General features: G+C 37.1%; 10 protein-coding genes and 2 pseudogenes (1 of these 12 running past the window's edge). 6 read left to right on the top strand and 6 right to left on the bottom strand.

The window, feature by feature from the left end:
* Positions 1 to 538: 538 nt before the first annotated feature.
* Complete coding sequence (locus tag O9A_RS08485; protein WP_245262483.1) at positions 539 to 823, top strand: hypothetical protein; 285 nt, start codon at positions 539 to 541, stop codon at positions 821 to 823.
* Between the two features lie 1,091 nt (positions 824 to 1,914).
* On the opposite strand, the pseudogene O9A_RS07830 reads toward O9A_RS08485, so the two are convergent.
* Positions 1,915 to 2,444 (bottom strand): annotated as a pseudogene (locus O9A_RS07830) (DNA-directed RNA polymerase subunit beta); the annotation flags it as partial.
* A 148-nt stretch (positions 2,445 to 2,592) separates the two neighbouring features.
* On the opposite strand from O9A_RS07830, the gene O9A_RS06860 reads away from it, so the two are divergent.
* Positions 2,593 to 3,423, top strand: coding sequence for a ferredoxin--NADP reductase (locus O9A_RS06860; RefSeq protein ID WP_034459974.1), 831 nt, complete (start codon positions 2,593 to 2,595; stop codon positions 3,421 to 3,423).
* Positions 3,424 to 3,821: 398 nt separating this feature from the next.
* Here O9A_RS06860 and O9A_RS08480 read toward each other — a convergent pair whose 3' ends face one another.
* A complete protein-coding gene (locus O9A_RS08480) occupies positions 3,822 to 4,040 on the bottom strand; it encodes a beta/alpha barrel domain-containing protein (RefSeq protein WP_245262482.1) in 219 nt (72 codons plus the stop codon).
* Between the two features lie 323 nt (positions 4,041 to 4,363).
* On the opposite strand from O9A_RS08480, the gene trhO reads away from it, so the two are divergent.
* Together trhO and O9A_RS08585 are read left to right on the top strand one after the other, a co-directional pair.
* Positions 4,364 to 5,272 carry an oxygen-dependent tRNA uridine(34) hydroxylase TrhO gene (gene trhO / locus O9A_RS06855; protein WP_034459972.1) on the top strand — a complete coding sequence of 303 codons (909 nt, stop codon included), beginning with the start codon at positions 4,364 to 4,366 and terminating at the stop codon, positions 5,270 to 5,272.
* 236 nt (positions 5,273 to 5,508) lie between these two features.
* Complete coding sequence (locus O9A_RS08585; RefSeq protein WP_280949013.1) at positions 5,509 to 5,631, top strand: hypothetical protein; 123 nt, start codon at positions 5,509 to 5,511, stop codon at positions 5,629 to 5,631.
* 30 nt (positions 5,632 to 5,661) lie between these two features.
* Here the strand turns inward: O9A_RS08585 and O9A_RS08475 are convergent.
* Positions 5,662 to 6,223, bottom strand: a pseudogene (locus tag O9A_RS08475) (integrase); the annotation flags it as partial.
* Between the two features lie 866 nt (positions 6,224 to 7,089).
* On the opposite strand from O9A_RS08475, the gene O9A_RS06845 reads away from it, so the two are divergent.
* Both O9A_RS06845 and O9A_RS06840 read left to right on the top strand, forming a co-directional pair.
* A complete protein-coding gene (locus O9A_RS06845) occupies positions 7,090 to 8,223 on the top strand; it encodes a type III PLP-dependent enzyme (protein ID WP_034459967.1) in 1,134 nt (377 codons plus the stop codon).
* Between the two features lie 48 nt (positions 8,224 to 8,271).
* Positions 8,272 to 8,856, top strand: a complete 585-nt coding sequence (locus O9A_RS06840) for a GNAT family N-acetyltransferase (protein ID WP_034459965.1) — start codon at positions 8,272 to 8,274, stop codon at positions 8,854 to 8,856.
* A gap of 1,179 nt (positions 8,857 to 10,035) precedes the next feature.
* Here the strand turns inward: O9A_RS06840 and O9A_RS06835 are convergent.
* From O9A_RS06835 to O9A_RS06825, 3 genes are all read right to left on the bottom strand, one after another.
* Entirely contained in the window at positions 10,036 to 11,607 is a 1,572-nt protein-coding gene (locus tag O9A_RS06835) for a DHA2 family efflux MFS transporter permease subunit (RefSeq protein WP_034459962.1), read from the bottom strand.
* Positions 11,608 to 11,614: 7 nt separating this feature from the next.
* Positions 11,615 to 12,721, bottom strand: coding sequence for an HlyD family secretion protein (locus O9A_RS06830; protein ID WP_034459960.1), 1,107 nt, complete (start codon positions 12,719 to 12,721; stop codon positions 11,615 to 11,617).
* Positions 12,722 to 12,884: 163 nt separating this feature from the next.
* On the bottom strand, positions 12,885 to 13,207 hold the 3' portion of the coding sequence (locus O9A_RS06825) for a Fur family transcriptional regulator (RefSeq protein ID WP_034459958.1). The gene runs 70 nt beyond the window's last position; only the last 323 of its 393 coding nucleotides appear in the window; its start codon lies beyond the right edge, outside the window; the stop codon is at positions 12,885 to 12,887.

Raw genomic sequence — 13,207 nt, 5'->3', positions numbered from 1 at the left:
AACTTTAAGATCAATAGTAAATTAAAGTTCTTTTGGCGACATTGATTATAGAGTCTGAGTTTGATCAAATTAACTTTATATTTAATAAATTAAGGGGGGATTAGTTATGAATTACAGAATCAAAAAAATATTATTCGTTTTTATTGTTTTTCGTGAGTTTCCCAAATTACGCTATTGTTGCGGATGGGATTGTTTCTATTGGACATGCGTGGCCTGCTCAATCAGAATTTAACCAATGGACGTTTTTCCAGGAGATCAGTAACGATGATGGAGTGAATTTTCATTATTATTGAGCAAAGCAGTTTTTCTTTAAAAACGGTGATAGTGGATATATTGGTTTACAAAATAGTGGAGGTAATCATTTCGTTAATTACTCTATATAGAAGGCTGTTGGTTGGAAGAGTGATCGGTATCATATTTTAATTATGAAGGCTCTGGGATGTAATATCGTATTGAAATTCCGTGGAAGATGGAGCCTCAGTACAAATTAGATATTTCAAAAAGTAGAAATTTAGTTGTTGGATTTCTGATGGATTTAATGGATAGCACAAAAACAATTGTGGGTTTTATTGACGTTCCAAAAACATTTGGTAAATTTTATGCTTTTCTTGACTTTGTTGAAAATATATTCTCTTTAAAATATTCTCAAGGGGATGAGCAATTTTCATCTTGTTTTGTGATGGGGATGCAAAGTTCAATCTTTAAAGCTCTTATAGGCAATAATACAGTCGAAGCGAAACAAAGTACTGATACTTATGAAATTGCAATGATTCTTATATGGTTCAAGCTGCCTGTAATGATGATGCTTGCATTAATACTGTAAACTATCTTGGAGAGAGAGCCTTACCTCGTGCATCTAAAGTTTTTCTTGTTAAAATGGGAAAGATTTGAGTGCACAAACTATTTCTGATGCGTTGAGAGCAGTTAGCTTGATCGTTATTCGTTCCCAGGATGGTTATTGGGCATCTCATATTTATTTCCCAAAACCTCGTTTATTTAAATGAAAATCAATTTTTGTTGATCACAAAGCAAGTTACAGCTCATCTATTCATGTTAATACTGATATGACGAAGGTCGATAGCAGAACACAACTGATGTACATGTTTGATGGTCATCGCTGGAAAATTATAAAAATGCACTAAGAACCAGTTATTGATCTGTTTTCTCATACCGCTAACATTTGTGTCTCCCATAAAAGAACAAGCATAAATTTAGCGGTATGATTATCAATAATTTTATGATTGAAAATTTATTCTGAAACCTTCTCTATTGTTTTGATAAAGATACGAATGACAGAGGGTATTCTGTATTATGTCGAAGGTTGTAAAATTGCCGTTCCAGTTTCGTGGACTTGATTGCATTTGAGATTTTATTAAGTTGGAGTAGATCGTTCAATGAATATTATGTTCATTGTTTGAATGATTCTTTTAAAATGCTTGTGTTGCATTTACATATCTTCACTGACAATGAGAATGCACTGTGGTATTCTTTTGCCGGTTTTTTCTTTGGTTTTTGTCTAGATTGCGAGAGCTCTTCTTGTTTCATTTACGACACAGATATCGTTAAGAGGGATATTTTTATAGTTTTTGATAGGTTGAAAAATTCTTGGGGAAGAAGTTTAATGTTTATGGTGGTAGATTAACTGTCAGAGCAGTGAAATGATAGAGAGTCTTCTAAAGGATTGTAGAGTGATTGTCCATTAATTATCAAAAAAGCTAATTCATTGAAGATTTTGTGGAGAAATTGTAAGATTATTATTAAAGGGCCACAAATTTTACCTCTCTTAAAGTTTTTGATTATAAATTTTAAAAAATTAGAGAGTGTTTCTCTATTTATAGACAATGTTTGATACTCATTACGTGTTACAACTTATCAGGGTAATAAGTTTATTTAAGGTTAAATGCTTTGATATTTGTTTGTAGGGTGTGCATTAACATCAAGCAAAAGTAGTTTTTCGTCAATTTCATCACCAGCTTCAAGATAAATTTCATCTGTCTGGTAATTAACTATATCTTCTATGAGATAAGATCCTCATAAATCGTTTTCACTGACTTTAACTGCCTTGAGACCTTTTTCTGCCAAAGCCTTCGCTGCACGAACCGTTGGTTTTTTAAAAGCTTTTGCAACAACTTCACTACTTTCTGCACTTATATATAAGATTAGAAACAGGCTTCATGTCTTTAAAGCGCTCAAAAAAATGGAATATGCCATCCATTTCCACCTCGCTCATAGGTAACTGTATTATAAAAAGTCGATAAAATATCTGACGTATCCATCTCTAATGCCATCAAAATATTTATAACAGGAATTTTACGTTGTCGGTCAATACGAGCATAAATGATGTCTTTAGCATCAAACTCAATATCAAGCCAAGAACCACGATAAAGAATAACACGAGCTGTAAAAAGAAATTTTCCTAATGAATGTGATTTTTCTTTATTATGTATTTCAGTTTTTTCAGCTAATTTTGATATAAGAGTGTTGATCTTGTGGTTTGTTTTTTAAGAAAAATATTGGCAGATGGCGATGCACGTATTATATCACTTTGAAGATTTAAGGTTTAATGTTGAATGAAGATAAGGGAAAAATTTTATGAATACGTCTGCTAGCAATGTTCAGTCAAATATCAGCGGCGTTGCGTCAAACTTTCCTATTCCTGAAAATGTGTTCGCACTTACTGTACAGGAAGTTTATCACTACACAGACCGTTTGTTTAAATTTCGCTTGAATCGTCCTGAAAGTTTTCGTTTTCGTTCTGGTGAATTTGTTATGATTGGTTTGCCAAATGCAGAAAAGCCAATTTATCGCGCTTATTCTGTTGCAAGCCCATTTTGGGATGAACAGCTTGAGTTTTTTTCGATCAAAGTTCCAGGAGGATCATTAACCGAATATCTCCAAAAAATTAAAATTGGTGATATCGTTCTCATGCGTAAAAAATCTACTGGAACACTGGTTCTTGATGCTCTTATTCCTGGAAAGCGCCTTTATCTTTTGTCAACAGGAACGGGGGTTGCTCCCTTTGCGAGTCTTATCCGTGATCCTGAAACTTATGAAAAATTTTCAGAAGTGGTTCTTATTCAAACAACCCGTGAGCGGGATGAGCTTAATTATGCAAGAGATCTTGTCATTTCTTTACAACAAGATCCACTGATTGGTGAATATGCACCACAGTTAAAATTTTATCCCATGACGACTAGGGAATCTTCTGAGTATATGGGGCGCATTACGGCTGTTATGGAGAGTGGTGTTTTTTTTGAAATGACTGGTTTGCCAAAGATTAATGCTGATGAAGATCGGGTGATGATTTGTGGTTCCATGTCAATGCTGAAAGATTGTGCAAGAATGTGTGAAGCCTTTGGTCTTGTTGAAGGTGCCAATAATGCACCGGCTACGTATGTTGTGGAGCGCGCTTTTGTAGGGTAAGAGAGGTGTTGTGCTGTTGCTTTTCTGGGGAGCGGTGCTTTTTTTGAAATGACTGGTTTGTTGAAGATTGATGCTGATGAAGACCTTATGGTGATTTGTGGTTCTATGGCAATATGGGATATTGTACGAGAGTGTGTGAAGCCTTTGGTCTTGTTGAAGGTTCCGATAATGCATCGGCACCTTATATTATGGGACACGCTTTTGTAGGATAAGAGGAGAGTTGTACTGCAGTTTGTGCTAATTCGCTAATCACATTACAATTCTTCTCTGTGATAAGATTTCTAAGAGCTATCCAAGAACCACCAATACAGAAAACATTAGAAAACTGGAACCATTGAGCAGCATTTTTTTGTGTTATGCCGCTGTTGGGTGAAATCGGATTTTAAAGAAGAGAGCGGCTAAAGCTGGTACAAAGGCAGTACTCCCTGCCGTTTCAGCTGGAAAAATTTAAGATATAAATAGCCTTTGTCCAGTGCTTTCATTAAGTTACTTGGTGTAACGGTCCTCGAGAAAGGGAGCACTGTTTTTACACAATCGATCAATTTGTTTGAGAAGCGAGGGTTTACGATAAATTTTGCTCTTGCATGTTCTGTTTGTTCATAATGCAGGGTGCTCAAAATTGTTCCTGCTCCAACAGTTGATTCGAGTACCTATTGTGTAATGGCTTTAATTGCGTCGAGTGCATTTTCTGTTTGCAATGTAACTTCAATTGTTTTCAATTCTCCTTTAAAAGGTAAGCGCTAAAGGCACGGCATTGTGTAGAGTATCAATGTGCAAAGCAGATATAATAGCTTGTTTCTGGAGCAGTGATAAAAGCTTCTCTATTTTTTGGCATATGGTGTTCTTTCTCCAAAAAATGATGGTGTTGATTAAGTACAATATCTTAAAGAGTAAATGAATAGATCTTGAAATTATATGAAACCCGCGTTATGCCAAAACTATGGAAAAGAATTTTAAAGTTGCTGCTCTTTATTGCTTTGCAGATTTGAAGCATTATCGTCAATTACAAAAACCTTTGCTGAATTTATGTCAGGCAAAGGATATCAAAGGTACTCTCCTTTTGGCACAAGAGGGAATTAATGGAACTGTTGCGGGATCTTGTGTTGCTATTGAAACATTAGTGAATTTTATTACTGCTGAATCAACATTTCGAACGCCTGAGATTAAATATTCATGGGCATCGAAGATGCCTTTTCATCGTATGAAAGTACGATTGAAAAAAGAAATTGTAACAATGGGCGTTGAGGGTATTAATCCGTTAAAAGTTGTTGGTACTTATGTCGACCCTAAAGATTGGAATGCCTTTATTCAAGATGAAGAAACACTTCTCATTGATACGCGTAACGATTATGAATATGCAATTGGCAGCTTTCAAGGAGCGGTTGATCCACAGATCAAAACATTTCGTGAATTTCCCGCATGGGTGCTTAAGCATGAAGCTGATTTAAAAAAGAAAAAGAAAATTGCTATGTTTTGTACGGGCGGTATTCGGTGTGAAAAATCAACAGCTTATATTCGTAAACTTGGTTATGAACAGGTTTACCATTTAAAAGGTGGGATTCTTAAATATTTGGAAACAATTCCAAAAGAAGAGAGTCTGTGGTGGGGTGAGTGTTTCGTTTTTGATGAGCGTGTCTCTGTTAAACATGGTCTTGAAGAATGTGGGCGCGAATTATGTCGTGCGTGTCGTTTTCCTCTTAATGCTGAAAGCAAATTATCGCCTCATTATGAAGAAGGTGTTTCGTGTAATGCTTGTTATAATATGCGCAGTGAAGATGATAGGGAACGATTTCGCGAACGTCATAGGCAGTTCCAATTATCAAAATTGCGTGCAATGCATTCTCATTAAGAGTGATACAAGCTATCGTACTTTGGTGTTTAAGGCTTTTGCTTTTTTTGGTTATTTCAAGAAAAGAATTTTCGTTTTGAGTAGACAAGAATTTTATAAGATTGGCTATCACCCGGAAATTAGAGCTATACATTTTGAATGAGATATCTCTGATTGTATAGTCTTTGGTTGTTTCAGTTTTTAATTTTTAATCAGTAAAAATTGCTTTATGATGTTTCAATTGAGGAGACAGCTCAATGGAAGAGTATATGACTTTGAAAAGCAGTTTTGGAATGAATACGACAGGCCGATTGATAAACTGTTTAAATGCAAGAATTGGTAAAGGGGATGATAAAGACATTGATGGCCATGGCATATGATTTCATAAACATAGAGATGGTGTTTTCTGTGGCTCTTGCTTGTAAATCAACATCCAATTCTAATGCAGCTGCATGTTTGCAACAAATATTAAGATGGATAAGTGCTTGGTCTGCTGTTGCAGCTTTTTTATGCAGGTGGGGGCAAGAATATTGTGTATATCTGTTTGTGTAATCTCTGAAACAAGAAAACAGCCTAATTGGGGGAGAATATGAAGTTGTAAATATAGAAATCAGTTTCCAACCTTACTATCTTCTGTTAATTTGGTTTTACGGCTTTTAAAAGTATCTAGGAGCAATGTCTTTTAAATAATGGAGATTGCGCAGTGTCTCACGCTTTTGTTTCTCACCTTTCTTAATAGGATCATGCAGTCACACCCATCATGCAAAACGGAATGCCACTGTTGTTGCACATTCACGCGCTTGTTTTAAAGAGATATCTGTCAGTGCATAAAAGCCTCTTTCACGATGGCGCCTGTGACAAGGTATACCATAAAAACTATTGTACACTACCCTCTTTACGTTTATGAAGGTGCACGCCAGCTCCGTCATTCTCTTTGCCAGCTTTTGTATTGAGACGGGTTATAAGGAACATTTTTACTCCTTTCTTGAAGAGTGTGCACCTACACGCCAATCCCGCTTGTGATGTGCAAGCGAATGAATTTGAGTTATTTACTATGAGAGGGTTTGAGAGGAGAGAATCTTACGATATTTGATGTTCTCATTCAAGTTGCAAAACAATAAATTGTCTTTATAAATCAATTTTTTGTAGCGTTATACCTTTCATGAATGATTGTAGACAGAGGGGATTAAGAAGCCAAGTAAAGAGATTTTTTTAAAGAAAAGATTATGCATTTGTATTACAATGATATGTTTTTTTTGTGAAAGTTGCGATTTCTATTAAAGGGGATATGTGACTTATTTGTTTGAGAGAGCTGTTGCTTTTTTACATCAATTTTTCTTTAAAGATTAAAAAACATTTAAAATTTAAAAAATGATTGAAATGAATCAGAATTCGTTCTATATGGATCCTTGCCCAAAGTCGCACGTGCCTGTGGGTGTCCGCTGGTTCTCAAATGGTGAGATTAACCGGTACGGTACCTGGAACTAACCGCTCCAGTCGTTCTTACGGCCAACCGAAAGAATGAGGACATCTTGAAGCAACGACGGTGCGGGCCTTTCTGGTGTCTTCCAGCTGTCCAAATGCTGGGATAACTATAGAGGCACACCTCATTGCCTTCAGTGCGGAAGTGGTTTTCTCAACTCCAATCAAAAAGGCAGAATAAAGTAGAACAACGCGGTTTTCGCGCTGTTTTTTCGCTGCATACAATGCTGCTTTCTTCCTGGTTATTTAAGGAATCGGGATGTGGGGCGTTTTTGTGTGTTTTGTCCTTTGGCTATAGCAGCTTTGTGCTGTCCAACCGTAGCGTGGGTGGGTTTATCCCCTGGGAGAATTGACAAATGGCGACGCAACGTATTCGCGATTTTCTTGCAAAACATCTTTCTGAAGGTCCCTGCTTAATTGTTGACCTTGATGTTGTTCGTGAAAATTATTTAAATTTTGAAAAAGCTCTTCCGCAGTCCCGTATCTTTTATGCGATAAAGGCGAATCCAGCTCCTGAAATTTTAAGTTTGCTTGTTTCTTTAGGATCTTCTTTTGATGCTGCTTCTATTGCGGAAATTGAAATGGCTTTAAAAGCAGGAGCAACCTCTGATCGTATTTCTTTTGGTAATACTATTAAAAAAGAGCGTGATATTGCACGGGCATATGCCTTGGGTATTTCGCTTTATGCGGTTGATTGTATTGAAGAAGTGGAAAAGATTGCTCGGGCTGCTCCAGGAGTTCGCGTGTTTTGTCGAGTTCTTACGGATGGAAGGGGTGCAGAGTGGCCATTGTCACGTAAGTTTGGTTGTGTTCCTGCTATGGCGGTTGATGTATTGCGTCGCGCACATCAATTGGGTTTGCAAGCGTATGGTGTTTCTTTTCATGTTGGGTCTCAGCAGACAGATCTTGACGCGTGGGATCGCGCTTTGTCAGATGCAGCTACGGTTTTTCGAAACTTGGAGCATGAAGGAATTTCGTTAAAATTAGTTAATATGGGGGGTGGTTTTCCAACCCGTTATTTGGAAGATGTTCCTACAACACAAGCTTATGGCACAGTTGTCTTTGATTCATTAAAAAAATATTTTGGCAATCGTATTCCTGAAACGATCATTGAGCCAGGGCGCGGGATGGTTGGCAACGCTGGTGTTATTCGTACAGAGGTTGTTCTTATATCCAAAAAAGCAGACAATGATAATGTCCGATGGGTTTATCTAGATGTTGGGAAATTTAACGGTCTTACCGAGACTATGGATGAAGCTATTCGCTATCCCATTGAGACACCTCATGATGATAAGGCAATGGAGCCTTGTATTTTAGCAGGACCAACCTGTGATTCGGCGGATGTTCTCTATGAAAAAACACCTTATCTGTTGCCTTTATCCCTCACAGTAGGAGATGAGTTGTTAATTCATGGAACTGGTGCTTATACGGCGACTTACGCATCTGTTGCATTTAATGGTTTTGAGCCTTTGCCATTCTACGTGATTTGAATTTTTCTTTTATGAGATGGTCGAGAGTTATAGGGGGTGGTGATAAACATGAATATGATTTATTTTCAGACAAAAGATGGTGCATTTTTTACACTCGCATCGGAGCAGGAATCCGATAAACCTTATCGGGAACACTTACTTAATCTGACTCTAGGAAAGGGGCATAAGCGTAAATCGTCAGAGGTTTTACGTCGTGGCCGGTTGGCTGCCTGTGGACTTTCCTTTGTCGTCAAAAATGTATTTGGAGAACTTGTGGGCAGTGTGCGTCTTTGGCATGTGCAATTTAATAAAGGGCAAAATGAAATACAGCATGCTTTACTTTTGGGACCTCTGGCTGTTTCAGCGGAATGCTCTGGTATCGGCATAGGATCTGTTCTTATGCGGCATGCGATTGCAACAGCAAAAAAAATGGGTTATGGTGCTATTTTTCTTGTTGGTGATTGTGCATTTTATCAGCGTTTTGGTTTTTCACACAGACTCACAAAAAATTTAGCAATGCCTGGTCCTTATGAAAAACATCGTTTTCAAGCGCTAGAATTGATTCCTCATTATCTCACTTCGTGTCATGGTATTTTGACCCCAAGCGGAGAGTTAGAGGATTGGAATTCTTTTCAGCACCATAAAGTCGCTTAAAGAATCTATTCATTTAATTTTTTTCTGCGATACTTTCTGTGGGAAGTTTAGGTGTTTATTGTGTTGGTGGTTTATTATTTTTTCAGGCGCAAAGTTTGAGATAATTTTATTTCAGAGTATGGTTTCTCTTTGCTGTAAACTTTATCTTCTTTAGTAATTTTTGTTGATAAATGGGTAATATAAGAAGATTTTGCATAGTTCTAAAATGGCTTTGAACAAAATTTGTGATGGATAATCATTGGAAGTGTACTTACGTTTTATGTTTAGTAAGATGTAATTTGTAATAATCGTTCAGTATAAGATTTTAAGCATGTAAATATTTTTACAGGATATATGTGTTGATAGAGAGAAAAAGCCCGATTGGTAATGTTCTATTAGTAAAAGAGCAGGCGTTTTACTAGGAAGAAATATGCTCTTAAGTGTAAAGATTGGCCGTTTGTGGAGAGGAAAGTTTCTTCAATGTGTGAGAGGATTAAAATCTTACTCGTCATTTTTTTTGAAAAAATTTATGTTATTTTAAATGGCGACTTAATGGTGAGAGTTTTATTGCTCTTAGGCAATTCTGTAACATTCATTCATAAAAGTTGTGAATAAAGGCCATTGGTATCAAGTTTTAGAAGAGCTTGCCAAGGAGTGTGATTGTGCACCTGTAAGGATCATTGTGACCTTCTACGCTTATCTCTGTGATGCGAACCCATGAATTATGCTGGAAGCTATAGATTGTGCGGCAGACTATAGATACGGCCAGGAATGAGAGGGAGATTTTGGCAAAAATAAGCCAAGATTTAATGTCGAAGAGTCATATTGGAGTATGTGTAGGAATCAAATTTATGTTTTCTCTTCACTCCAGAGGCTGGAATACTCTTATTCACATTACTTAGCATCTTGATGGGGGAATGAAAATACACAAATTATTGCTGATAAAAGTTATATTTGTAGGCACAAAGAAAACGCTTAAAGAAATTAAGACTGCATTTCTCTTATTCCTTTCTGCGCAATGACGAAAAGATCATACGACAATAATGAACATTTTTATAAAGAATAAAAACATCACTTTATCGAAAGCTTCTTTAATAAATTCAAAAGCTTTAGGTATTTCTTAGGCATTAGATAAAAAAGCTTTTTCTTTTATAGTATTTCTGACTTATGTTTCATGTTTCTTTGGCTTTAAATCATAACCTAATGACTAGGAGGGATATCAGTGGATGGTGGTGTTTTTTGGAGAAAAACGGTTAAAAATGTTAAGATGCAAAAGATGATGGTTATTATAAAGAAGATATCGCTAAACGCCATCACCAATGCTTGTGTACGAGCCATATTCAAAAATTGGAAGAGTGCAAGAGTCTGTGAATCAAAAGTTGCAAATTTGAAGTACATAGTGAGCTTTGAAAGCATTTCAGTTGCTTGGGTATTCCCTTGTTGGATATTCTCAGCTATCCGTTCATAATGGAAGTCTGCGCGCTTTGTCATAAGAGTACTTATAACAGCAAGTCCCACTGCACCACCGAGGTTACGTGTAAGATTAAAAAGTCCAGAAGCGTTTTTCATATGTTCTTGTGAGAGTGATCCAAAAGCAATATCATTAATAGGCACCATGCATAACATAATCGAGGCACCGCGAAGAACTTGAGGCCAAAAGAGTTCCCAAAAATCCCAATCATCTGTGATAGAACTAGCCAACCAGGTTCCTAATGCAAAGCCAGAAAAACCTATCGCTATCATAAGACGTGCATCAATTCGTGCTGAAAGAAAACCCGCAAGAGGAGCAGTCAAAAACATAACAAAACCTGAAATAAATAATGTTTTGCCAATCATGAGAGCATCATAATGGCGGATTTGGCTTAAATAGACCGGATAAAGGTAGGTGAGTCCATAAAGACCTATTCCAAGCATAAAAGAAAAAATTGCTGCGGTTGAAAAATTAAAATTAGAAAAAGCAGAGAGATCAACAATTGGCTCTTTTGTCGTAAAAACGCGCCAGAAGAATATGCCAGCAGACAAAACCATGATAATAAAAAAATTAAATACTAGAGTATCCTGTAGCCAATCATGACGTGCACCTTCTTCTAGAATATATTCCAAAGTTCCTAGAAAAGTTGCCATAGAGATAAGACCTAACCAGTCAAATTTAGCCATTAAAGAGAAGTCAGCTTGATCAAAATCAATTAATTTCCAAGCGAGAATTGAGATAATTATTCCGAAGGGCACATTAATAAGAAAGAGCCAATGCCATGATAAGATATTACAAAGATAGCCTCCTACAGTTGGACCTATGGTGGGTGCTAATGTTGCTACCAGTCCAACGATAGGGGTAACAATGGGGCGTTTTGAAGGAGGAAAAAGTGTATAAGAAGCGACAAAAACACTGGGGATGATACCACCACCGATAAAGCCCTGAATTGCTCGGTAAAGAATCATCTCTTCAATAGATGTCGCTGTTGCACAAAGAATAGATGTAACAGTAAAACCGATAGCTGAAATGCTAAAGAAAATTCGTGTTGAAAGCAACCTTCCCAAAAATCCAGAAAGGGGCAACATGATGACTTCAGCAATGAGATAGGAGGTTTGAACCCATGAAATTTCTTCAGAACTTGCTGAAAGACCAGCTTGAATTTCAGCCAAAGATGAGGAAACGATTTGGATATCCAAAATAGCCATGAACATACCAAAAGCCATAGCAATAAAAACTACCATTTCACGGATTCCCACGTGTTTTTGAGAATGGTCAACTTCTGGTATAGTAGATGTCATGGACAGATCATTTTTCTTTTGAATTATAAGGGGGGGGCAATTTTATACGTGTGTCAATTTGTACTGAAACGCTCATTCCCGCTCGGATACGCTCATTTTTTAATGCTTCTTTTGGAATAGAGATACGTACTGGGATGCGTTGGACAATTTTAGTAAAATTGCCAGTGGCATTTTGTGGTGGTAGGAGAGAAAAAACAGCTCCTGTTGCCGGTGCAATAGAAAGTACTGTCCCTGTAAAAACATCTTTTTTGAAGGCATCAAAAGTAATATAAGCCGTTTGTCCAGCATAAATATTTTGCAACTGTGTTTCTTTATAGTTGGCTTCAATATAAAGTTCCTGTATAGGGACGAGTGCCGCAAGGCGTTGACCATTTACAACAAAATCCCCAGTTTTCGCTGTTAAATTTCCGATAACTCCATCGAATGGAGCCCGTATAATGGTTGAATCAAGATCACGTTTTGCTTTATCACGTGTGAGTTCTAAGCTCTTTGTTTGACTTTCTGTTTCATTGCGTTGTGCTTCTAGGACTTGGATGTTCGCGCGCGCTGCGGCTATTTGCGCATCTGCACGGTTCACATTAGCAATGGCTTGTTCATAAGCTGATTGGGCGTCATCAACATCGGATTGGGGAGCATAACGATCAGCTTTAAGTTCTGTGGTGCGTTTTAAGGTTAGTTGTGCATTGGTTGCTATGGCTGAAGCGGCCGCTTTTTGTGCTTGTGCATCATCTAAAGCACTGTGAGCCGCTACAATTTGCGCATCAATGCGTAGAAGAGTTTTTTGTTGAGTGTTGAGACGAGATTCTGTCTGATCTAAAGCTATTTGGTAATCACCATTGTCTAAACAGAATAAAATATCGTCTTTTTTGACAACTTGATTGGCTTTAATAGCAATTTTCTTAATATATCCGTTTAATTTAGAAGCAATGGCAGCAATATCTCCTTGCACATAGGCATCTTCGGTGGAGAGAATATAACGCCAATGTGTTATCCACTGATAGCCAAACCAGAGCATAAAAAGTGCAAGAAGAATGAGGAGAAGACGGATTATTTTTATCTGTTTTATTTTTTTTAAATACATATTTGGGGGAAGAGCTGTTTCCGACGTGGACATAGATTTTATACTTTCAATTCAAGAAATTTAATGTGTAAGCAAATAAAATAAATCACCAGGCCACTAGAAAATACTATGATCTTTTCAAATAACAATAAATTAAACCACCATGATATTATAAAAATGACATAATACTCAATACGAACTTGCAAATGCAGACAAATTATTTCGCCATACATTTTTCGCAGACACCTCGCACTTCTATAGTACTCTTGTTGGCGTGAAAACCAATTTCTTGTGTCATTTGTCTAACACCATATGTCATGAGTGGGCTCTGTACTTCGTTTACTGTACCACAGTTATCACAAATTGTGAAAGTCGTTAGTTCATATTGACAATTTTCAGGGTATAAGCAGGCCATAAAAGCATTTGCACTTTCAAGGCGGTGAATACACTTTAATTGAAGAAGCCCTTCTAGTGCACGATACACCTGTAAAGGAGCGCGAAATCCTTCTTCGCGCAAACGATCAAGAATCGCATAGGCGC

This window comes from Bartonella koehlerae C-29 (assembly GCF_000706625.1).
GTDB lineage: Bacteria > Pseudomonadota > Alphaproteobacteria > Rhizobiales > Rhizobiaceae > Bartonella > Bartonella koehlerae.
This window is presented reverse-complemented; position numbering and strand designations above follow the sequence as displayed.